The sequence below is a fragment of the Dyella sp. 01N448 genome, assembly GCF_056399225.1.
The window spans coordinates 55738-77104 of the sequence record NZ_JBFTQX010000010.1 but is presented as its reverse complement, the minus strand read 5'-3'; the positions used below and the strand labels follow the sequence as shown (position 1 = coordinate 77104).

Here is a 21367-nt window from a genome sequence, read left to right as displayed (position 1 = left end):
CGACGTATGGGTGCCGAAACCGCGTCAGGGCGCGGCTGGCGCGGCCCAGGCCTTGAGGTCGTCGGCATCCAGGACACCCCGGCGACTGAACAGCACACGGCCGTTCTCGTCCAGAAGCACGCTGTACGGCAGCACTTCGCCGACGTTACCCAGCCGCAGCGAGGTGCTGGGGCTGTCGAGGCTGCCCAACAGGATCGGATAGTTCACCGGATGGGCGGCCAGGAAGGTTCGCACATTGGCCGGATCGTCCATAGCGACGCCGACGATGATCGGGCCTTTTTCGCCGACGTTGGCCTGTGCCTGCACCAGCGCGGGCATCTCCTTCAGGCACGGCCCGCACCAGCTCGCCCAGAAGTTGATCAGCACGCGGCGGCCGCGGTACTCGGACAGGCGATGTTCCTTGCCGTCCAGGTCGCGCAAGGCCACGTCGGGTGCTATTGCTCCCACCTGGGCGACCTGCACGCCTTGCGGCACACGGGCGCGCTGGCTGGAGTGCTGCAGCCAGCCGCCCACACCGGCGACCAGCACGGCGGCGCCCAGAATGATCCAGTTGCCGCGGCTGATCATGGGTTGGCGGCGACCGGCGTGCCGGCGGCCTTGGTCAGCGCATCCTCGACCAGCGACGAAGTGAGCACCGTCGGCAGCATGCGGCCTTCGCCGCCGTCCTTGGGGAATACCACGTAAAGCGGCACGCCCGGCGAGTGGTACTGCTGCAGGAAGGCGGCAATGGTCGGGTTCACATCGGTCCAGTCGCCCTTCATATAGACCGCGCCGGTCTTCTTGAGCAGGTCGCGGAAGGCGTCGGTGTCGAGCACCGCATGCTCATTCGCCTTGCAGGTGACGCACCAGTCGGCGGTCATGTCGACGAACACCGGCGTGCCGGCCTTGCGCAGTTCCGCGAGCTTCTCCGGCGTATAGGCGACCACGCCGTCCGTTGCGACTGCAGCCTGCGTCGGCGCCTGCACCTTGGACAGATAGAACAGCGGCACGACGGTGAGTGCGAGCAGGACGACCACCGCCACCCGGCTGAACGCGCCCCGCGAACGGCTGCGCTCGAACCACCACAGCGTGGCCGACAGCAGCACCACGGCCACCAGCACCAGGCCCACCGCATCGGCGCCGCGCTGATGCGCCAGCACCCAGATCAGCCACACGGCGGTGAGGTACATCGGGAACGCCAGCACCTGCTTGAGCGTTTCCATCCACGCGCCCGGCCGCGGCAGCATCCGCGCCAGCGCCGGCACGAAGCCTATCGCCAGGAACGGCAGGGCCAGACCGATGCCCAGGGTCAGGAACACCAGCAAGGCATTGATCATCGGCGCGGCAAAGGCATAAGCCAGCGCGCTGCCCATGAAGGGCGCGGTGCACGGGCTGGCCACGGCCACCGCGAGCACGCCGGTGAAGAAGTCGCCCGCATGGCCCGAGCGCGAGGCCAGGCCCGAGCCCACATTGCCCAGCGAAGTGCCAAACTGCACCACGCCCGACATTGACAGACCCACGGCCACCATCACGCAGGCGAGCACGCCCACCACCACCGGCTGCTGCAACTGCGCGCCCCAGCCCAGCGCATGGCCGGCCGAACGCAGCGCGACGATGGCGACGCCGATCAGCGCGAACGTGCTCAGCACGCCAGCCGTATAGAAGAGGGCGTGCGAACGCGCCTTGGTATGGCTCTCGCCACTTTCCAGCAGACCCACCGCCTTGATCGACAGCACGGGCAGCACGCAGGGCATCAGGTTCAGCACCAGGCCGCCGCCCAAGGCCAGCAGCAGCGCGGTGAGCAGGCTCACCTGCAGCGGAGTGGTGGCCAGGCCGGCCGGAGGCATTTCCGGCGCCGGCTCGGCGGCAGCGCCGCTGGTAGGCGTCGTCGCGCTCAGGTCGATGGTGAGCGCGCGGGTCATCAGCGGATAGCAGATGCCGCCGTCCTGGCAGCCCTGGAAACTGGCTTCCAGATTCACGCTCTTGAGCGCCGACGTATCGCCTTCAATGGCCACCGGCAATTCGATCTGGTCGAAATAGACCGTGGTCTTGCCGAAGTGCGCATCCTCATGTTCCACGCCAGCCGGCCACTCGGGCTTGGCAAGGGTCAGGCCGTTGGCATCCTTCAACTTCAGCGCGGTCTGGTCGCGATAGAGGTAGTAGCCCTTGGCCACGGTCCAGCGCAGCAGCAGGTGCTGGCGGTCCTTGGCGAGCGCCTCCAGATGGAAGGCTTGTTCGGCGGGGAGGGTGGCGCCACCGCCGCTCTTGCTGGAACCGAGCTTGCCCAGCGCCGCGCTCATCGCATCGCCGCCGCCGGCCACGCCCGCACCGGCCGGCACCGGCAGGCTCAGCTGCTCGGTATGCGGCGGATAGCAGATCTTGGGATCCACCTCGTGGCAGCCCTGGTACTGCACGCTGAGCTTCAGTTCGGTGGCGCCTGCCGCGACGGTGTACGGCACGGTCGCGTCGACGCCGTGGTGATAAGTCTCCACGTCGCCGAGATACTCATCGTGGTGCTTCTCGCCGTCGGGCAGCTGCGCCTCGCCCAGCGTCGCCCCGTCCGCCGCCTTGAACTTCATGCGGCCGCGGTAGAGGTAGTAGTCCGGCGCAATCGTCCAATGCAGCTTCACCACGCCGGGCGTGGAAGCGTCGGCGGTCAGCTTATAGGCCTCGGTCACCGGCAGCAGGCCGTCCAGATCATCCTGAGCCAGCGCGGGCAAGGCGACCAGCAAGAGGCAGAGCAGGCTGAGGAAGCGGGCGGCCAGTCGGCCAGGGTGGATCAGGCGCATTGCAGCTCCAACAAGGAGAGACCCGCGCCGGGGCGCAGGTGAACCGGGATTATGGCTCAGCTTGCCGGCGGGCCGGGGAAAACCCGCCGGAGCTCAGGAGTGTTCTACAACTACTTCGCTTGACGCGGGCCCGCGGTTACGGCGCAGACGCAGCAAACCGGTGGTGAGTGCCACTCCGAGCAGGATAACGATGCATCCGCCGGCCATCGCCAGGGTGACCGGTTCATGCAGGAAGATCAGGCCCCACACCACGCCGAACACCGGGATAAGAAACATCACCACCATGCTGCGCGAGGCCCCCACGCGGGCCATCAAGCCGTAGAACAGGACGTAGGCGAGCGATGTGCACAAGGCCGCCAGGCCCAGTACGGCCAGCCGTGCCGTCAACCCCGGGGTCCTGACGGGCCACATCCAGACGGTAAAGGGCAGCAGCAATACGGCGGCGGCCAGCTGGCTGCCGGTGGCGACACTGAGCGGCGTGACGCCGCTGCGCAGGCGGCGATGGCTGTAGTGCGCGCCAAAGGTGTAGCAGACATTGGCACCCAGGCAGGCGGCCATCGCCCAACCCATGGCATGCGTGCCACCACCAAAGCCCACCGTGCCGGCCACCAGCCACACCACACCGGTAAAGCCGATCACCAGGCCGCTGGCCTGCATCGGGCTCAGCTTCTCGCCCAGCAGCATCCAGCCCGACAGCGCGACCAGCAGCGGCGCAATCGCATCGGAGATGGCCGAAACGCCTGCCGGCAGACTCTGCGCAGCGAATGAGAACAGCACGAACGGCAGCGCTGAATTGGCGATGCCGACGATGGCGATGTCGCGCCAGTGCGTGCGCATCTCGGTCACCCGTGTGCGTGTCAGCAGCGGGGCCGAGCAGATCGCCGCGCCGATGGCGCGCATGCCGGCCAGTGCCATGCCGCCGAACTCGTTCGCGCCCATGCGCATGAACAGGAACGAGGCGCCCCATAGGGCTCCCAGAACTACGAGTGCAGTGATGTCGGAGGTTTTCATGGCAGTTCTTTGCTCGTCATTCCGGCGCAGGCCGGAATCCAGTAGCGATTAGGTTTGGTTGTCGCGAGTGCGCACACCGGCTCCTCGTGCGAAAGCCCTGCTCATCGCTCCTGGATTCCGGCCTGCGCCGGAATGACGAGGGATGAGAGGTGGCTGTCGATTTGGAAGTCTAGCCGCCCATTGCGTCAGAACCTGTCAGCAGTCTTCAGGCCTTGGGCGCTGCACCCTGGCCAAACAACACGCGGCGTTCCTCGTCCGACAGCGGCTGTTTCGGCGTGTACGCATTCTCGACACCTTCATACGTGCGCACCGTGGCCGGCCGCTGCGAGATGGCGATAAACCAACGCTCCAGGTTCGGGAAATCCGCCAGGTTCTGGCCATGCGCCTCATGCGGCACGATCCACGGATAGCAGGCGATGTCGGCGATGGAAAACTCGCCCGCAATGAACTCGCGTCCTTCCAGCCTGCGATCCAGCACGCCGTAAAGCCGTGCGACTTCGCGGGTGTAGCGGTCGATCGCATACGGCACCGGCTCGGGCGCGTACACCTTGAAATGCCCCGCCTGGCCGGCCATGGGGCCCAGCCCCGCCACCTGCCAGAACAACCACTCCAGCACCTCGATGCGGGCGAGGCTGTTGTTGGGCAGGAATTGGCCGATCTTCTCCGCCAGATAGAGCAGGATCGCCCCGGACTCGAACACCGTCACCGGCGCGCCGCCCCCGGCGGGAGCGTGATCGACGATGGCCGGGATCTTGTTGTTGGGCGAAATGGCCAGGAATTCGGGCTTGAACTGCTCGCCCTTGCTCAGGCTCACCGGGGTGATGAAGTACGGCAGGCCGGCCTCTTCAAGGAATAGCTTGAGCTTCAACCCATTGGGCGTGGCGGCAAAGTACAGCTCGATCATGGCGGGGGCTCCGTGGAGTGGATGGCGACAGTGTCGGGTTTTCACTGGTCTTGAAAAAGATCCAGAACAAGGGAATTCTTTAGGACCAGTCAGCCTTATCGGACACCGCCATGGAACAACCCCTGGCTTTCCCGCTGGATATTCCCCTGCGAGGCCGACTGCAGGCGCTGCATGGACAATTGCGGGCGGCGATCCTGGATGGCCGTCTTCGCATGGGTCAGCCCTTGCCCTCCACGCGCGCGCTGGCGACCTCGCTGGGCCTGTCCCGCAACACCATTGTGGCGGCCTACGACCGCCTGCTCAGCGAAGGCTATATCGTGGCCCGCCAGGGGGCGGGTTATCTGGTCGCCCATGCGGGGCCAACGCAGTCGACGGCACCGCGCTCGACCGGTGGTGAGGAAAAGCGTCTGCAACCGCAATGGCGCGACGCGATCTTTCCCGCGCCGATGAATGCCTTGCCGCCTGCGCGCTACGACCTTCGGGTGGGCCTGCCCGATGCCGCCCGTTTTCCCTTTGAGGCATGGCGCAAATTGTCCGCAAGGGCTCTGCGCTCGTTGTCGCGCACGCCGTCGTTCTATGACGCGGCTACCGGGCGCGAGGCATTGCGCGAGGCTATTGCCGGGCATGTGTCGTTCACCCGTGCTGTCACCTGCAGCGCGGCGGACATCATGGTGGTCGGCGGAGCGCAGCAGGCCTTCGATCTGCTGGCGCGCATTCTGGTCACGCCAGGGCACACGGTGGTGGCGGTGGAAGATCCCGGCTATCCGCCGCTGCGTCAGACCTTCGAAGCCGCTGGCGCGCAGATCGTGCCCGTGCCGGTGGACGACGAAGGCCTGGTGGTCGAGCAGATTCCACGCAACGCACGCGTGATCTACGTGACGCCGTCGCACCAGTTTCCGTCCGGCATGGCGATGTCACCCGCGCGTCGAGCGGCCTTGCTCGACTTCGCGCGACGAAACGACGCGGTGATCATCGAGGACGACTACGACGGCGAATTCCGCTACGGCGGGCGTCCGCTCGATGCACTGCAGACCTTGGATCGCGACGGCTCGGTGTTCTACATCGGCACGTTCTCCAAAAGCCTGTTTCCATCACTGCGGCTTGGCTATGTGGTGGCGCCCGAGTGGGCGATGCCCGCACTGGCCTGCGTGCGGCAGCTCGGCGACCGGCACAGCGACGTGCTGGCGCAGGACACACTCGCGTTGTTCATCAACGAAGGTCATCTCGCGCGGCATGTGCGCAAGATGCGACGCATCTATGCGGAGCGGCGCGAGGCACTGCTCGAAGCGTTGGCGCGGCACGCGGGCGACGCCCTGCAGTCGCTGGCCTCAGATGCCGGGCTGCACATCGCCGTGCAACTGCGCTGGCCGGTTGCGGCGAGCCAGCTGGTCAGGGATGCGCAGGCGGTGAACATGCGTATCGAAGCGCTGGGCGATTACGCCATCGGCAGCACGCGGCCGAACGGCCTGGTGTTCGGCCTGGGAGGCATGCCGGCCACGCGCATGGACGAGGCCGCGCGCGTGCTGGCCCGGTTGCTCCAGGCACATCGCCCGGCTTAGCACTGGTTCTCTCATTTCCGCGAAAACTGGATCTGTTTAAGTACCACCGGGCAGCGGAACATGACCCTATCTTTCCGGGGATGCATCGCCATGCGTTATCTGATCCTTCTTTGCCTGCTCCTGGCCTGCGCGTCGACGCATGCTTCCGAGTCCGGCCAGTCGCGCGCGGAATCGGCCGGGCGCAGCCTGATCGGGCAGCCAGCGCCGCGCATGGTGGTCAAGACCATCGATGGCCAGACCATTGACCTGGGTGCGCTGTACGGCAAGAAGGCGGTCTACCTGAAGTTCTGGGCGACCTGGTGCGTGCCCTGTCGTGAACAGATGCCGCATTTCGAACGCACCTACGAACAGGCCGGCCCGGACATGGCGGTGATTGCGATCGATGTGGGTTTCGACGATAGCGTCGACGAAGTGCGCAAAGTGCAGAAGCAGCTGGGGCTCGGCATGCCGATCGTGTTCGACGACGGTTCGCTGGGCGAGGCCTTCCACTTGCGCGTGACGCCGCAGCACGTGGTGATCGGTCGTGACGGACGCATTGCGTATGTGGGTCATATGGCCGATGAAAAGCTCGACGCTGCATTGGCGCAGGCACGTCGTCCGGCGACCGCCAACCTCGCGTCTGCCGCCGTGCCGAAGGACGAACCGCATTACGACGTGGGCGACCGCGTGCCCGCATTCGAGCTGCACACGCTCGATGGGAAATCGCTGCCGGCATTCGAAGCAGCGCGACCGACCGTGCTGCTGTTCCTGTCGCCGTGGTGCGAGTCGTATCTGGCCAAGAGTCGTCCGGCCATTGCGCAGAGCTGCCGCAGCGCGCGTGAACGCGCCGATGTGCTGGCGCGCGACAGCCATGCGCGCTGGCTCGGCATCGCCTCGGGTCTGTGGGCGAGCCACGACGAGCTCGCCGATTACCAGCGCGAGCACAAGATCGCGATGCCGCTGGCGCTGGACGACACGGGCGCCCTGTTCCGACGCTTCCGCGTGATGCACGTACCGACGCTGATCGTGCTGGATGCGCAGGGTAAAGTGATTCGTCGTACGGAAACGGTCGATGACGTGCTGCCGATACAGGCAGCGGCCACGGCCACGAGGCGTTGATCATGCGGACGACCCTGTTTCTCGCCGCGATGTTGATGCTCGCTGCCGCCGTGCCCGCCAGAGCGACGCAGGACAATACCCTGCTCACAGCAGCGTTGACACAGGCGCCCGGCAAATCGCTGGAAGCGCTGCGAGTAAGCTATGCGCCCGGCGAGGCGTCCAAGCCGCACTCGCATGACCGCGATGCTTATGTTTACGTAGTGAGCGGCCACGTGCGCAGCCAGGTCGAAGGGCAACCGTTGCGGGTCTATGCGACGGGCGACAACTGGTTCGAGCCGGCAGGCGCCCGCCATCTCGTCAGCGCCAACGCCAGCAGCACGGAGCCCGCCACCATCCTGGTGGTGTTCGTCGGCAAGCCGCAGATACCGCACAAGTAGTCAGCGATTCGTGCGGTACCGTTCGAGCGCGTCGCCGAGCTGCTCGCGCAGCGATGCCAGATACGGCGCGTAATGCGTCCACTGGTCGATGCCGTCGCGGAAGATCGGCTGGCGTACCTGCTCGGAGCTTGCCGTGCGCACGCTGCGCCGCGTTTCATGGAATGCCAGGCACGCGGGATCGAACGGAAGCCCGCAGTAATCCAGGATGCGCCGCACGTTGCCTTCAAGATCGTCCACCACATCTTCGTGATGCACGCGCAGTACGCGGCCGGGCAGCACGCGGTCCCAGTGCTCCATCACATCGAGGTAGGTGCGGTAATAACGCGCGATGTCCTCGATGCTGTAAGTGAACTCCTGGCCCGTCGCGAACAGTTGCTTGAGGTTGCTGAAGCAGCAGGCCATCGGCTCGCGTCGCGCGTCGATGATCTTCGCGTTGGGGAACATCAGGTGGATCAGCCCCAGGTGCCGGAAGTTGTTGGGCATCTTGTCGATGAAATAAGGCGCCGCGCCACGATAAGTGCGCGTGTCGCGCAGGTAGGCCTCGCCCATCCCGCGGAATTGCTCCGGCGACATCTGCGCAAGCACGCCCGGATAGCGCGGGTCGTCGAGATCGGGGTCGCGGCCCTGCAGTTCCAGCACGATGCGCGGGATGTCCGCCAGCTCCTGCGTGCCGTCCACCAGTGGATGCGATGCGAGGATCTGCTCCAGCAGCGTGGAGCCCGAGCGCGGCAGGCCTACGATGAAGATGGGATCGGCACTGGGGTCTCCCGCACCGGCGCGTTCGGCGAGGAACTCGCGGGTGCACACCTCGATCTGCCGGCGCGTATTTGTTTCGATGATCTCGGGCCGGTAGCGGCTTTCCGATCGCTTGAGCGCGTTGCCCTTGGCGTAATGCTGCCAAGAGGCGGCATAGTCGCCGCGGTCCTCCAGGGCCTTGCCGAGCGCAAAGTTCAGGTGATAACCATCCACCAGCGACGTAGACGGCATCGCGACCTGCGCGAGCATGCCGTCGATTTCTCCGTCGGTGAAACGGTAGGTCTTGAGGTTCGCCATGCTCCAGTAGGCATCCCCGAAATGGGGCCGCGCGGCGATGGCGGCGCGGTAAGCGTCGATGGCCTCGGCCCGGCGTCCCTGGGTTTTCAGTGAGTGGGCAAGCGACAGATGCAGGTCTGCCGCCTCGGGAACGATTTGCAGAAGTTCGCGGTACAGCCCGATGGCGCGATCGTGTTCGCCCAGGCCGACGTTGGCACTGGCATGCAGCGCGCGATAGTCGAGGTGGTGCGGATCGATGGCGAGAAGCCGCTCCATCTGCACGCAAGCCTCTTTGTACCGATGCCGTTCGAACAGCACCTTGGCGTAGTCGAAGCGTGCGGCGTGGTGATCGGGGGCGAGCTGCAGCACGGCTTCCAGCAGGATGTCTGCGTCGTCGAGCACCTCGCGGGCCACGGCCACACGCGCTAGCAAGCGCATGCCTTCCACATCGTCGCCCACACGCTGCAAATGGCCACGGATGACCCATTCGGCCTGCACCAGATCACCATCAGAGAACAGACTGGTGGCGTGCACCACCGCAGGAGCGAGGCGTTTTAGCGTCGCCACGTGGTCGGCGGCCAGTTGCGCGTTCGCATGGTCACCAGCCATGCGATAGAGCCCCTCGAGCAGATTCCAGCTTGAGGGCAGCGCAGGATTGATGTTCACCGCACGAAGCAAGGCATCGATCGCCTGCGTCGCATCGCGCCGCACGACGTGGCAGTGGCCGCGCTCTTCATGCAGCCGACTGAAGGCAGGATGGTGCTGCTCGAGCACGAGCAGAGTTTGCAGGGCGTCGTCGACCTGTCCCAGATGACGTTGGCTGCGGGCGAGCAGATGCATCACGTCGCGGTTTTCCGGCAGCTCACGCGCCAACCCCAAGGCCAGTTGCAAGGCCTGCGGGTGCTGCCCCTCTTGCTGCAATTGCCGCAGTTGCGCCACCTGCTGTTCGACGGACATCGTGATCGGATCAGTGAGCGCTGCGTTCATGCCTGGCCTGCGGGGAAGATGGGGTGGGCTTGCGCCCACCCCATGCTAACGACGCACTCGCGACGGGCAGATGTCAGAACTTGTAGCCAAACTTCACGCCCACCACGCGCGGGCGCAGCGGCACTTCGGACTTGATGAACTGTGCCGACGAGGTGAACACGCTGGCGTGGCTGTTGCTCAGGTTGGTGCCATAGAGGGACAGGTCCCACGCGTCCTTGGCGATGCCCAGCGAGGCGTCGTAGGTGGTATAGCCCTCCTGCAGGTAGCGCAGGTCCACCGTGGTCGGGTAGATCACGCCTTCGCCGCTGGGATAGGTCGCCGGCTGGTTGTACATCGAACCCATGTGGCTGCCACCCACCATGGCGAATGCCTTGTAGCCGCCGTTGAAGTCCCAGTCGTAGCGGGCGCGCAGGTTGAACTGCGAGCGCGGCGAGAAGGCCGGCACGCTGCCTTCTTCGCCGAACGGGTTGGCGAACGGCTGCAGACCCTGGCCGGCGATGGTCACTTCGGTGATGCACGCGCCGTAGGACGGAGTATTGGGGATGTTGCCCACCAGGCACGGCGAGGTGGTCTGCTTGGAGCGGTTGAACGACCCCGAGCCCATCAGCGAGAAGCCTTGCGTGATGCGGGCGTCGAACTGCAGCTCGATACCATCCACCTTGTAGTCGGGACCGTTGACGCCAAACGTCGTGTTGCCAAGCACCAGCGGGTTGAAGAACTGCATCTGCACGTTGTTCCACTTCATGTGGTACAGCGAGCCGTTGAACAGCAGGTGGTTGTCGAAGAACTCAGTCTTGAAGCCGATTTCGTTGTTGGTCAGCGAGTCGGGCGCGTAGCTGAGCGGCTTCTTGTACTGCGGGCCGTCCGGGCCGGCGGCGACGGCCTTGGTGGTGCGGTTATAAGCGCCGGGGCGGAAGCCCTGCGAGAAGGTGTAGTAGACCATCGCATCGGGCGAGATATGCCACACCAGGTTCGCGCGGCTCTTGAAGCCGTGATACGAACCGTTGAGGCCTTCGGCCGTCATATTGGTGGCATCGCCGCCCGTGCATTGTCCGTTGGGCACGTTCACGCAGTTGGAACCGGTGCCGTACTGCGAACCACGCTGATATTCGGAGTAGTGGTAGTAACGCGTGCCGGCCGTGGCGGTAAGCACTTCGGGAATGATGTCGTACGACAGCGAACCGAAGGCCGCGACCTGGCGATAGCCGCGCTGCTCGTCTTCGCCGAACGCGGTGCTGTCGCTGCGCTGGCCCGGATCCATCTGCGCCGTGCCGGGATAGGGCACCACGTTCGCCACGCACGGCGCACCGCCGGCGAGGGCGCTGGCGAGATTGGTCGGCGTGCACGACGGGATCGTCTTGTAGTTGAAGTTCATGTCGTCGAGGATCTTGAAGTCCTCGAAATACAGGCCACCGATGGCGCGCAGGCGGCTGTCTTCGGGCGTGCTGAAGCGCAGCTCGTGGCTCTGGTGCGTGCTCTTGACCTGGTCGTTCCAGTAGCCGATCGGCGAATAGCAACGCGGCGTGGTGCCAGCACCAAGGCCCGTGCCACCGGTGCAGCTGTAGTACCAGCCGCCCACGGCGCGCGCGTAGTTGGTGTAATCCTGCTGTTGGCTGATGTGGCGGTCGGTGTAGCCACCGGTGTAGACGACGGAGAGATCGCCGATCTTGCCGTTCACCGTCCAGGCCGTGTTGGAGTAACGGTCCTTGTCCCACGCCGGTACGAACACGGTGGTCTGCAGCGGTTGCAGCTGCTGGCCGTCCGAGCCGATCGGATAGGTCGACGACTGGCCTTCCGCATCCATCTCCTGGTAGCTCTGCGCGATCAGCACGTCCCAGTCGTCGTTGATCTTGTAGAGGCCGGAGATGCGCGCGCCCTGGTAATCGACCGGGTTCCAGTCCTTCCTCGCAACGGCGTTATTGTTGGCGACCGGGCTGCCCGGCACCGTGCAGTAGCCGGTCCGGGTGGGCAGGCCGTTCGGGCACAGGCCGCCGGTGGGCTTGATGTTGGCGTAGAAGTTGCCGCCGTCGCTGTTGTTGCGCGTGAACGTGCTCGGCACGTTGTCGATATAGCCGCCGCGGTGGTCGTTGTAGATCACGCCGCGCAGCGCGAAGGTGCCGGGGATGATCGGCAAGTTCAATACCGCGCTGGCCGAGTTGTTCGGACCGCCGCCGGCCGTGACGCCGGTGCTCGCCTCCACGTTGCCGCCGACCTTGTTCAGGTTGGGCTTGTTGGTGATGTAACGCACCGCGCCCGCCTGTGCACCGCCGCCGAACAGCGTGCCCTGCGGACCTTCCAGCACTTCGACGCGCTCCATGTCGACCATGTAGATGTCGAGGTTGCGCGCGGGGAACTGCATCGACTGGTCGTCGAGATACACCGCCACATTCGGGAACGGCGCAATCGACGCGCTCGACTGGTTGCCGAGGAAGCCCGTGCTCAGTCCGCGCATATAGATGTTGCCCTGGCCCGGGCCGTTCGCGGCAAAGGTGACGTTGGGCAGGTATTTGATGATGTCGTCGAACGTGCTGACGTTGAGCTGCTGCAGCGTCGTTCCGGTGAACGCCTGCATGGTGATCGGCACGTCTTGCATGTCCTCGTTGGCATGCTGCGCCGTGACCGTGATGGATCCCAGCGTGGACACCGAAGAATTTTGTGCCGCCGGTGCGGGCGCGGCCGGCGCCGCGTCGTCGGCATAGGACACGCGGGTGACCGCAAGCGCGGCAAGCACCGCGCAAGTGATGGCATTGATCTTCAAGACGCACTCCCCGAGGTTTGATGTCGCCGACCAGCGTCGGCAGGCTTATGGCTACTCGGGCCGGGAGGCTAGGGAGGGGCGATGAAATGCCCGTGACTCGGACTAGGCAACGAATGCCCGCTGTCTATGCTTTCGAAGGGGCGGCCCAGAGCCGGGGCCGCTGTGCGGAGGACGGAGCGTGACGACCGTCACAACCGTTGCCTGCCCGCCACCCACGCCGAGCGCACTACGGGCTCGTCCTGGTGCATGCGTACGCGCAGCAGGTCGGCGCGCAAGCCTTCGGCAAGTTGGCCGCGGTCATCGAAGCCAAGCGTAGCGGCGGGCGTCGTGGTGACTGTAGCGATGGCATCCGGGAGGGACCATCCCGCTTGCCGGTGCAGGATGAAGGCGCCGGGAAGCAGGCTGGTTGGCATGTAGTCGGACGAAAGGACGTCCAGACATCCGCAACGCGCCAGCGCCATGGCGGCGACATTGCCGGCGTGCGAGCCACCGCGCACCAGGTTGCTGGCGCCTGCGACGATAGTGAGTCCGTGTTCGCGCGCAGCCTGTGCCGCGATGAGCGTCGTGGGAAATTCGCAGATCCTCGCACCGAGGAGAACCGCTTCGTCCACGTGTTCAAGGTCGGTATCGTCGTGGCTGGCGACCAGTACGCCGTGACGGCGCGCCAGCTTCATCACGCCAGCCAGCTGCAGGTGGCGATGGCGTGCCTGCTGCTGGCGACGCTGTTCGAGCACGGCGGTGAATTCCTCATCGCTCCAGGTGATGCCGCTGCGGCTGTAGTACGTACGGTACTGGCGCACGTCGTGATACTGGCGCTGGCCAGGCGTGTGATCCATCAACGACAGCAGGCGCAAGTCCTTGCGGGAGACCAGGGGCGCAGCCAGCTCGAGCAGGCCTGGCCAGCTCAGTTCGCAGCGCAGATGGAGATAGTGCTCGCAACGCAGCAGGCCGTGACTGCGCGTTTCATCGAGCGCGGCCAGTGCGCGGTGCAGCGTGTCGATGCGGCCGCCGTCTTCCTCCAGATCGCCCAACGACATGGCGTCGAGCACGGTGGTGATGCCGGCTGCGAGCAGTTGGGCATCGTGCGCCAGCATGGCCGGTAGGGCGGGCCATGCCGCGCCGGCGCGTGGCAGCAAGTGCTTCTCAAGGTTGTCGGTGTGCAGTTCGATGAGGCCCGGCAGCAGGAAATCGCCCTTGAAATCGATGGCGTCGTGCGGACACTCGTCGCCCGGCCCGAGCCATTGGATGCGTTCGCCCTCGATAACCGCGCCGCCGACGATGACCTGGTCGGGCAGCACCAGTCGCGCGCGTGCAATGCGCCATGAATGCTCTTGCCCTGATGTCATGTCTGCGAAAACTGGCCTGCCCATACTCCCTGCTCGATCACCGCTTCCCATGCAGTCTGTGTCAGGAACATGCAGGAATGATGGCAAACCACTTTGAGCCACTGGATCGGTCATGCGATGTGCCCGTGTGGCGGCAGATCGAACAACAGGTATTGCAGCAGATCCGCAGCGGCGAACTTCGAGGAGGCGCAAAGCTCCCTTCGGCACTGGAACTCGCCCGGCGCCTCAATGTGAATCGGCACACCGTGCGCCGGGCGCTCGACTCGCTTGAACAACGCGGCGCCATTCTTGCCGACCCCAGTCGCGGCTTGCGCGTGCGCGAGGAGTGCTACGACTATCCGATCGGTCGTCGCACCAGCTTCAGCCGCAACATGCATAACCTCAACGTCAGCTCGGGCAACAAGGTGTTGGCCACGGCGCTGGTCTTGCCACCGCAGCGCGTGGCCGAGTCGCTGGCCCTGGCGCGCGGCGAGCGCGCGTGGTGGATCGAGTCCTCCGCGCACGCGGAGGGTCGCGTGCTCGATCACGGTCAGGCATGGTTCCCGGCGGCACGTTTCCCCAAGCTTGGCGACGTGTTTCAACGCACCGGCTCGGTGAGCCGCACGCTGGAAGAGTTCGGCATCGCCGATTATTTCCGCAGCTACACCCGCGTGACCGCGCGACTGGCCGGGACGACCACCGCACGTGTACTGGAGCAATCGCCCGACCTGCCCGTACTGGTCGTGGAATCGCTCAACGTCGACGACAAGAATCAGCCCGTGCAATACGGGCTGACCTGTTTTGCGGCGGAACGCGTGCAGCTGGTGATGTCCACTGCCGAGCGCTGAGGTTCATCGCGCATCGGTCGACGGGATTTCAACCTGCTCGGCAGGCAAGCGCCCGCTCACCACTTCTTCGGCCAGGCCGAACGACAGCGTCATGCCCAGGCCGCCTCCGCCCACGCCGTTGACGATGACGACGCCCGGCTCCGCTTCGACCACCAACTCGCTGCGCTGCCCATCGGTGAGCTTGGCGTAGCTGCCGTGCCAGCTTTGCTTCACGTGCCAGCTCGGAAGATCCAGCACGCTGCGCAGATAGTCGACGATCTTGTGGTTGATGGCGCTTTCGTCGAAGGGCTCGTACGTATGCCCGTACTCATGCGAGTCGCCAACGGTGATTTCGCCCAACCCGTTCTGCGCTGCCATCACGTGGATGCCCAGCGCCAGCAGGTCGGCGTATTGATCAGCAAGGCGCTCGCGCAGGCGGTCAATGCTGGGCGTGGCGTGGAAGCCGCTGTAGTGCGCCATGGTAAGGCCGCCGCACACGACCGGACCCAGCTTGAACGGCGCGGGCTGCGCCTCAAGCCGCAGCATCTGCAGCTTGCACTTGGTGATGGCAAGACGTTCGAACAGTTCCGGATACAGGGTTTCGAAATCCGTACCGCTGGCGACATAGATCAGGTCGGCGGTGTAGCGCCGGCGACCGCTCCACACATAGGGATGCTCGATGCGCGTGATCGCCTGTCGCCAGTGGAACTCGACGCCATGGCGCTCCGCCAGCCAGGCTGGCAGTTTGCGGATCGCCTCGCGCGGATCGACCACCATCTCATCGGTGCTCAGCAATGCGCCACGCAAGTCGGCGGCCACGACGCCGGGCGCCTGCTCGCGCACCTGTGCAGCGTTGAGCATGCGGCATGGTCGCAGCCCCTCGTTCATCGCCGCGTATTCGTTCATCACCGCCCACTCGTCCTCGTGGAACGCAGCGATCAGGCTGCCGCTCGGCGCCTGCCAGGTATCGGTGGCGTTGCAGAATTCGCGCCAGATCTCGCGCGAACGCAAGGCACGTGCATACAGCGGCCCGTTCGGCACGCCGATCGGCCAGATGGTGCCGAAGTTGCGCACCGAGGCGCCCACGGCACGCTCATGGCGATCGAATACGGTGACGCGGTAGCCGTCCTCGGCCAGGGCGCGCGCCATGGCCAACCCGACGATGCCTGCACCGATCACGATCGCGGTGCGTGTTTCCGACTTGCTCATAGACGGCTGCTTTCCATCTCAAGAGGTGACAACGATGCCGCTGCGTGTCCGTTCTGTTGGCCATGCCGCCAGAACCAGCGCGCAGCCAGCGCGGTAAGCACGAGTCCCAGCAGGCTGCTTGCCAGCACGGCGCGTTCGAAAAACTGCGTCCAGTTGAGCTGCAAGGCGAGGAACTGGCGGACCAGCAATACCGCGACGCTGCCCAGGTAGCCGGAGGCATCGGCGATATACATCACGAACGACGCGGTGCCGCTGATGCGGAAGGTGGCCATCAGCCGCTCGAAGAACATGCCGTTGAGCGGGATGTAGCCAAGGTAGAGACCAAAACCGACCAGCGTCATCCACAACAGCGGTGGCAGTTCGCCGTGGGCGAACAGCAGCGTGCTGATGCCCGCGCAGCACAGGCCGCCGCCGATCAGTACATGGTTGAGCATGAAGGCGCGCATGTTGTCCCGTACGAGGGTCAGCGACGCGGTAAGCATCAACACGCCGATCCCAATCGGCGTATCCACTTCACCGAACACGATGGCGCTGCGGCCGTAGCCCAGGTCGCGAAAGATTTCGGTGTCGAAGTTCTCGCGGAAATCGCGCAGCACGGTCAACAGCACGTACAGCGGCACGATCAGCAGCAGGCCCGGCAGAAAGCGGCGCACGAAGGCGTGCCGAGCCTCGCGATCCATGCGTCCACGTGGTGCGCGGGCGGCAACGTCGTCGGCGCTGGGCGGCGGCAGGCGCGTGAGTACATGCAGCGACAACAGCAGCGGCGGGATGAACACCAAGCCGGTGAGAAACGGCATCCAGTGCTCGCTGACGCCGGCCAGCAACATCGCCTTGCCCACGCCTTTGACCACGCCCGAGGCGAAGATAAAACTTGAGGCGAGGATGGCGCCCATCAGCTCCGTCGCCTGCCGACCCTCGATGTATCCGAACACCAGGCCCCACACCATGCCCAGCGGCAGGCCATTGAGGAACAGAAACACGATGCCCGGCACCGGCGGCGCCAGCGCAAAACCCAGCAGCGCCAGCCACGACAGGCCGATCAACACCAGAATCGCCACGGCGCGGCGCGATGTCTGCAGCTCGGGCACGAGTCGGATGCCCCACACCTTGCTCAGTGCGTAGCCCATCACCTGGGCGATCACCAGCCAGATCTTGTAGTCGACGCCCAGCCAGCTCATGCCCTCGTAGCTGCCGGCGCTGAACGGTTTGCGGAAGGCATACATGCACGAGTAGGTGCAGAACGCCGCAAAGCCCGCGACCAGCGGCAGCATCGAGGGCGACCAGGGCGACCACGCCCGGCGCGATGGAGGCAAGCGCATGGGTTGCGTCACGCCGGGTTCGGCCGGCCGGCACGAACGAGCAAAGCGGGCAGCTCATCCAAGCTGTCGAGCACGGCATCGGGCTGATAGGCCAGCAACTCGTCGCGGTGATAAGCGCCCGTCGTCACCGCCACCACCAGGCCGCAGCCCGCCGCGCGACCTTCGCGAATATCCACTTCGGTATCGCCCATCTTGATGACGCGCGTGGCATCGCTGACGCCGCACGTCGCCATCAACGCGCGGATCATGTCGGGCGCGGGCCGACCCTGGGCAACGCGATCCGCCGAGATCGCGGCATCGATCAGGCCGCGCTGGCGCCAGCCGAAGCGTTCGATCAGGCATTCGGCGATGTCTTGCGAAAACGCCGTGTTGAGCGCGATCTTCACGCCCTGCTGCCGCAACCAGGCGAACAGCTCTTCTGCCCCGGTCATCGGGCGCACGGCGTCGTGTGTCCGGTAGCAATCGAGCATGCGCTGGACGAAATCCGCGTGCACCTGCGCCACCTGTGAGTCGTCCGCCGGCAGGTCGTGCGCCGCCAGCAAACTGCGAATGGCGGCCGGCTTGGTGTAGCCCATCAGGGCTCGCAGATCCGCCAGCGACGCGTGGCAGCCAGCCTGCGCCAGCGCGTCCTGCAGCGCCTGCGCCACCAGGTCCGGATCGTAGACCGTGGTGCCGGCCATATCGAAAACCGCCAGTTCGAACGTCATATCGCCTCCCTTGATGGAGAGGCATGCTGGCGAGCGGCGATGGCGCGCCGGTGACGCGGACATCGACAGTCGGCGCCGACTGTCTAGTCAATGCGGCGCAGTGGGAATCCCGTCACGCGCGACGCCAAACATCAGCCTGGATTGCGCACCCAGTCGAGGTAAGGCGCATGCCCCTCGGTCACCGGCACCGCGATCAGCTCGGGCAACTCATAGGGATGCAGGCTGAGCAGGCGCTCTTTGAGCGCGGCGAACTGCGCGGCCGTGGTCTTGATCAGCAGCAGTTCTTCATTGTCGGTGACCACCTTGGTCTTCCAGCGATAGGTGGACGACACCGCGGGGATGCGGTTCACGCAGGCAGCCAGGCGTTCGCCCACCAGGGCCTCGGCCAGGTGCTGCGCGCTGGCCACATCGGGACAGGTGCAATAGCAGAGCAGGACGGTTTCAGACATCACGACCTCGACATCAGTCCGTAGTGGGCGAATTTCTCCAGCACCGCGGCCACCTCCTCATCGGTGAGCATGACCGGCGTGCCGACCTGCAAGGACAGGGCGTACTGGCGGGCGAGATTTTCCACCTCCACGGCGCGCCACATGGCCTGCGCCAGCGAACTGCCCAGCGCGATCATGCCGTGGTTGGCCATCAGGCAGGCCAGTCGGCCCTCCAACGCTGCCACCACGGCATCGGACAGGGCCTGGGTGCCATAGGTGTGGTAGCCGGCGCAGCGGATCGAGTCCCCGCCACCCACGGCGATCATGTAGTGGGCGGGCGGAATGTCCCGGCGGCACATGGCCAGCGCCGTGGCATAGGGCGGGTGCACGTGGACGATGGCCTGGGCGTCGGGCCGGGCCAGGTAGATGTCCCGATGGAAGCGCCACTCGCTGGAAGGTCGCTGCGAGCCCGGCCACTGGCCGTCCCGATCCACCAACACGATACCCTCCACCGTGATCTCCTCATACGGCGTGCCGCTGGGCGTGATCAGAAAACCCTCGCCGCAGCGGGCACTTAGGTTCCCCGAGGTGCCTTGGCTGAGGCCGCTCACGGCCAGCCTGGCACCCTGGTTCACGAGCTCCTGGCGCAGCGTCGGCTCATCGCTCACGGGCGGGTCCTGGTGGGGGGCAGGCCGGCATGGTCGGCCGTCCGCAGGCCTCTGTCGATAGCACGATCGGTGACTTTTCGGCCCAATGCGCCTTGAAAGGCCCCCGCCGCTCCCCCATTGGAAGACTCAGCCATCGGACGGGCGCCTCTTGCAGGGGGCATTTGCGTCGTTAGAATTGGCACTCACCTCCGGGGAGTGCTAACAAGCGCCACCCAGGCGCCGCTCCGGGGTCCCGAATCTTGTTCAACCATCCAAACGAAGCTGGAGCCCACCCATGAGCAAACTGCGTCCGCTGCACGATCGCGTCATCGTCAAGCGCCTCGAAGAAGAGCGCGTCTCCGCTGGCGGTATCGTCATTCCCGACAGCGCCACCGAAAAGCCGACCCGCGGCAAGGTCATCGCTGCCGGCTCCGGCCGCATCCTGGAAGACGGCAAGGTCCGCCCGATGTCCGTGAAGGAAGGCGACACCGTGCTGTTCGGCAAGTACGCCGGCCAGGAAATCAAGATTGACGGCGAAGAGCTGGTCTTCCTCAAGGAAGACGACATCGTTGCGGTGATCGAAGGCTAAGCGCCTCTCCCGCACCTCTTCCCACCTACTCAACGCATTTGAAGGAATTACGAAATGGCAGCTAAAGAAGTCCGCTTCGGCGAAGACGTCCGCGCACGCATGCTCAAGGGTGTGAATACCCTGGCCAACGCTGTGAAGGTCACCCTGGGTCCGAAGGGCCGCAACGTGGTGATCGAGAAGAGCTTCGGCGCACCGACCGTGACCAAGGACGGCGTCTCCGTCGCCAAGGAAATCGAACTGGCCGACAAGTACGAGAACATCGGCGCGCAGATCGTCAAGGAAGCCGCTTCCAAGACCTCCGACGTCGCCGGCGACGGCACCACCACCGCCACCGTGCTGGCCCAGGCGTTCATCCAGGAAGGCCTCAAGGCCGTCGCTGCCGGCATGAACCCGATGGATCTCAAGCGCGGTATCGACCAGGCCGTCAACGCCGCGGTTGCCGAGCTGAAGAAGCTCTCCAACCCGACCGCTGACGACAAGGCGATTGCCCAGGTCGGCACGATTTCCGCCAACTCCGACGCCAACATCGGCGACATCATCGCCACCGCGATGAAGAAGGTCGGCAAGGAAGGCGTGATCACGGTCGAGGAAGGCTCGGGTCTCGAGAACGAACTCGACGTCGTCGAAGGCATGCAGTTCGACCGCGGCTACCTGTCGCCGTACTTCATCAACAACCAGCAGTCGCAGCAGGTTGAACTGGACGACCCGTTCATCCTGATCCACGACAAGAAGGTCTCCAACGTCCGTGAGCTGCTCCCGGTGCTGGAAGCCGTCGCCAAGGCCGGCAAGCCGCTGCTGATCGTGGCCGAGGAAGTGGAAGGCGAAGCCCTCGCAACCCTCGTGGTCAACACCATCCGTGGCATCGTCAAGGTTGCCGCCGTGAAGGCGCCGGGCTTCGGCGACCGTCGCAAGGCCATCCTGGAAGACATCGCCATCCTCACCAATGGCGTGGTGATCTCCGAGGAAGTGGGTCTGGCCCTCGAAAAGGCCACGATCACCGACCTGGGCCGCGCCAAGCGCGTGGTGATCACCAAGGAAAACACCACCATCATCGACGGCGCCGGCGAAGCTGAGCGCATCCAGTCGCGCATCGGCCAGATCAAGGCGCAGATCGAAGAGACCTCTTCGGACTACGACCGCGAGAAGCTGCAGGAGCGTGTGGCCAAGCTGGCTGGCGGCGTGGCCGTCATCAAGGTTGGCGCTGCGACCGAAGTCGAGATGAAGGAAAAGAAGGCCCGCGTCGAAGACGCCCTGCACGCCACGCGCGCAGCCGTTGAAGAAGGCGTGGTCCCGGGCGGCGGCGTCGCGCTGATCCGTTCGCTGAAGGCGCTGGAAGGCCTGAAGGGTCAGAACACCGACCAGGACCTGGGCATCGCCATCACCCGTCGTGCGCTGGAAGCGCCGCTGCGCGCCATCGTCTCCAACGCCGGTGACGAGCCGTCCGTCGTCCTGAACAAGGTGAAGGAAGGCAACGGCAACTTCGGTTACAACGCTGCCAACGGCGAGTTCGGCGACATGATCGCGTTCGGCATCCTGGACCCGACCAAGGTCACCCGTTCGGCCCTGCAGTTCGCCGCCTCGGTGGCCGGCTCGATCATCACGACCGAAGCGGCCGTGACCGAAGTGCCGAAGAAGGACGAAGGCCATTCGCACGGCTCGCCGGGCGGTATGGGCGGCATGGGCGGCATGGACTTCTAAGTCCTCGCCTCCAGGCATCGCAACAGAAGGAAAACCCCGCCTCGTGCGGGGTTTTTCTTTTTGGCGGAAAGAAAATTCAAAAAAGTGGCGCCGGCCATTTCCGTTTTGACTCGCCTGGCCGTCT

18 protein-coding genes are annotated in these 21367 nt (G+C 65.2%); 6 read left to right on the top strand and 12 right to left on the bottom strand.

All coding sequences use genetic code 11. From position 1 onward, the window contains the following. Nucleotides 1-24 precede the first annotated feature (24 nt). From AC1DKY_RS16445 to AC1DKY_RS16430, 4 genes are all read right to left on the bottom strand, one after another. Entirely contained in the window at nt 25-567 is a 543-nt protein-coding gene (locus AC1DKY_RS16445; RefSeq protein ID WP_441604827.1) for a TlpA family protein disulfide reductase, read from the bottom strand. After that, nucleotides 564-2768, bottom strand: a complete 2205-nt coding sequence (locus AC1DKY_RS16440; RefSeq protein WP_441604826.1) for a protein-disulfide reductase DsbD family protein — start codon at nt 2766-2768, stop codon at nt 564-566. Before AC1DKY_RS16440 ends, AC1DKY_RS16445 begins: the two co-directional genes overlap by 4 nt. A 93-nt stretch (nt 2769-2861) precedes the next feature. Continuing rightward, nucleotides 2862-3779 (bottom strand): DMT family transporter, encoded by a 918-nt coding sequence (locus AC1DKY_RS16435; RefSeq protein WP_441604825.1) that lies wholly within the window; start codon nt 3777-3779, stop codon nt 2862-2864. 205 nt (nt 3780-3984) lie between these two features. Continuing rightward, nucleotides 3985-4683 (bottom strand): glutathione binding-like protein, encoded by a 699-nt coding sequence (locus AC1DKY_RS16430; protein ID WP_441604824.1) that lies wholly within the window; start codon nt 4681-4683, stop codon nt 3985-3987. Nucleotides 4684-4793: 110 nt separating this feature from the next. Here AC1DKY_RS16430 and pdxR point away from each other — a divergent pair, with 110 nt between their 5' ends. The 3 genes from pdxR (at nt 4794) to AC1DKY_RS16415 (ending at nt 7717) form a co-directional block, all read left to right on the top strand. Beyond that, nucleotides 4794-6242, top strand: coding sequence for a MocR-like pyridoxine biosynthesis transcription factor PdxR (gene pdxR, locus AC1DKY_RS16425; RefSeq protein ID WP_441604823.1), 1449 nt, complete (start codon nt 4794-4796; stop codon nt 6240-6242). 90 nt (nt 6243-6332) lie between these two features. Continuing rightward, on the top strand, nt 6333-7340 hold the full coding sequence (locus AC1DKY_RS16420; protein WP_441604822.1) for a redoxin domain-containing protein: 1008 nt from the start codon (nt 6333-6335) through the stop codon (nt 7338-7340). A 2-nt stretch (nt 7341-7342) separates the two neighbouring features. Then, nucleotides 7343-7717 (top strand): cupin domain-containing protein, encoded by a 375-nt coding sequence (locus AC1DKY_RS16415; protein ID WP_441604821.1) that lies wholly within the window; start codon nt 7343-7345, stop codon nt 7715-7717. Here AC1DKY_RS16415 and AC1DKY_RS16410 read toward each other — a convergent pair whose 3' ends face one another. From AC1DKY_RS16410 to AC1DKY_RS16400, 3 genes are all read right to left on the bottom strand, one after another. Then, nucleotides 7718-9736: a tetratricopeptide repeat-containing sulfotransferase family protein gene (locus AC1DKY_RS16410; protein WP_441604820.1), complete on the bottom strand. Its 2019-nt coding sequence runs from the start codon at nt 9734-9736 to the stop codon at nt 7718-7720. 73 nt (nt 9737-9809) lie between these two features. Continuing rightward, nucleotides 9810-12494 (bottom strand): TonB-dependent receptor, encoded by a 2685-nt coding sequence (locus AC1DKY_RS16405; protein ID WP_441604819.1) that lies wholly within the window; start codon nt 12492-12494, stop codon nt 9810-9812. 188 nt (nt 12495-12682) lie between these two features. Beyond that, the gene (locus tag AC1DKY_RS16400) at nt 12683-13840 is read right to left on the bottom strand and encodes an alpha-D-ribose 1-methylphosphonate 5-triphosphate diphosphatase (RefSeq protein WP_441604818.1); all 1158 of its coding nucleotides are present in this window, start codon (nt 13838-13840) and stop codon (nt 12683-12685) included. On the opposite strand from AC1DKY_RS16400, the gene phnF reads away from it, so the two are divergent. Then, a complete protein-coding gene (phnF, locus tag AC1DKY_RS16395; RefSeq protein WP_441604817.1) occupies nt 13816-14667 on the top strand; it encodes a phosphonate metabolism transcriptional regulator PhnF in 852 nt (283 codons plus the stop codon). The two genes, AC1DKY_RS16400 and phnF, sit on opposite strands and share 25 nt — an antisense overlap. Nucleotides 14668-14670: 3 nt before the next feature. On the opposite strand, the gene AC1DKY_RS16390 is transcribed toward phnF, so the two are convergent. From AC1DKY_RS16390 to AC1DKY_RS16370, 5 genes are all read right to left on the bottom strand, one after another. After that, nucleotides 14671-15855 (bottom strand): TIGR03364 family FAD-dependent oxidoreductase, encoded by a 1185-nt coding sequence (locus tag AC1DKY_RS16390; RefSeq protein WP_441604816.1) that lies wholly within the window; start codon nt 15853-15855, stop codon nt 14671-14673. After that, nucleotides 15852-17174, bottom strand: a complete 1323-nt coding sequence (locus AC1DKY_RS16385) for a DUF5690 family protein (protein WP_441604815.1) — start codon at nt 17172-17174, stop codon at nt 15852-15854. The genes AC1DKY_RS16390 and AC1DKY_RS16385 overlap by 4 nt, the downstream gene beginning before the upstream one ends. An 8-nt stretch (nt 17175-17182) precedes the next feature. Then, nucleotides 17183-17881 carry an HAD family hydrolase gene (locus AC1DKY_RS16380; protein ID WP_441604814.1) on the bottom strand — a complete coding sequence of 233 codons (699 nt, stop codon included), beginning with the start codon at nt 17879-17881 and terminating at the stop codon, nt 17183-17185. A gap of 131 nt (nt 17882-18012) precedes the next feature. After that, nucleotides 18013-18330, bottom strand: a complete 318-nt coding sequence (cutA, locus tag AC1DKY_RS16375) for a divalent-cation tolerance protein CutA (protein WP_441604813.1) — start codon at nt 18328-18330, stop codon at nt 18013-18015. Beyond that, nucleotides 18330-18977 (bottom strand): class II aldolase/adducin family protein, encoded by a 648-nt coding sequence (locus AC1DKY_RS16370; protein WP_441604812.1) that lies wholly within the window; start codon nt 18975-18977, stop codon nt 18330-18332. Before AC1DKY_RS16370 ends, cutA begins: the two co-directional genes overlap by 1 nt. A gap of 274 nt (nt 18978-19251) precedes the next feature. On the opposite strand from AC1DKY_RS16370, the gene groES reads away from it, so the two are divergent. Together groES and groL are read left to right on the top strand one after the other, a co-directional pair. Continuing rightward, nucleotides 19252-19545: a co-chaperone GroES gene (groES, locus tag AC1DKY_RS16365; protein WP_121883670.1), complete on the top strand. Its 294-nt coding sequence runs from the start codon at nt 19252-19254 to the stop codon at nt 19543-19545. Nucleotides 19546-19599: 54 nt separating this feature from the next. Continuing rightward, nucleotides 19600-21243: a chaperonin GroEL gene (gene groL / locus AC1DKY_RS16360; RefSeq protein ID WP_441604811.1), complete on the top strand. Its 1644-nt coding sequence runs from the start codon at nt 19600-19602 to the stop codon at nt 21241-21243. Nucleotides 21244-21367 lie beyond the last annotated feature (124 nt).

Excerpts from the sequence above, each read along its gene's own strand:
- AC1DKY_RS16420 (WP_441604822.1), top strand. The coding sequence starts at position 6,333 with ATGCGTTATCTGATCCTTCTTTGCCTGCTCCTGGCCTGCGCGTCGACG.
- AC1DKY_RS16435 (WP_441604825.1), bottom strand. The coding sequence starts at position 3,779 with ATGAAAACCTCCGACATCACTGCACTCGTAGTTCTGGGAGCCCTATGG.
- AC1DKY_RS16430 (WP_441604824.1), bottom strand. The coding sequence starts at position 4,683 with ATGATCGAGCTGTACTTTGCCGCCACGCCCAATGGGTTGAAGCTCAAG.
- AC1DKY_RS16440 (WP_441604826.1), bottom strand. The coding sequence starts at position 2,768 with ATGCGCCTGATCCACCCTGGCCGACTGGCCGCCCGCTTCCTCAGCCTG.
- groES (WP_121883670.1), top strand. The coding sequence starts at position 19,252 with ATGAGCAAACTGCGTCCGCTGCACGATCGCGTCATCGTCAAGCGCCTC.
- cutA (WP_441604813.1), bottom strand. The coding sequence starts at position 18,330 with ATGTCTGAAACCGTCCTGCTCTGCTATTGCACCTGTCCCGATGTGGCC.
- AC1DKY_RS16410 (WP_441604820.1), bottom strand. The coding sequence starts at position 9,736 with ATGAACGCAGCGCTCACTGATCCGATCACGATGTCCGTCGAACAGCAG.
- groL (WP_441604811.1), top strand. The coding sequence starts at position 19,600 with ATGGCAGCTAAAGAAGTCCGCTTCGGCGAAGACGTCCGCGCACGCATG.
- AC1DKY_RS16390 (WP_441604816.1), bottom strand. The coding sequence starts at position 15,855 with ATGAGCAAGTCGGAAACACGCACCGCGATCGTGATCGGTGCAGGCATC.
- pdxR (WP_441604823.1), top strand. The coding sequence starts at position 4,794 with ATGGAACAACCCCTGGCTTTCCCGCTGGATATTCCCCTGCGAGGCCGA.
- AC1DKY_RS16380 (WP_441604814.1), bottom strand. The coding sequence starts at position 17,881 with ATGACGTTCGAACTGGCGGTTTTCGATATGGCCGGCACCACGGTCTAC.
- phnF (WP_441604817.1), top strand. The coding sequence starts at position 13,816 with ATGAATGCTCTTGCCCTGATGTCATGTCTGCGAAAACTGGCCTGCCCA.
- AC1DKY_RS16400 (WP_441604818.1), bottom strand. The coding sequence starts at position 13,840 with ATGACATCAGGGCAAGAGCATTCATGGCGCATTGCACGCGCGCGACTG.
- AC1DKY_RS16445 (WP_441604827.1), bottom strand. The coding sequence starts at position 567 with ATGATCAGCCGCGGCAACTGGATCATTCTGGGCGCCGCCGTGCTGGTC.
- AC1DKY_RS16415 (WP_441604821.1), top strand. The coding sequence starts at position 7,343 with ATGCGGACGACCCTGTTTCTCGCCGCGATGTTGATGCTCGCTGCCGCC.
- AC1DKY_RS16385 (WP_441604815.1), bottom strand. The coding sequence starts at position 17,174 with ATGCGCTTGCCTCCATCGCGCCGGGCGTGGTCGCCCTGGTCGCCCTCG.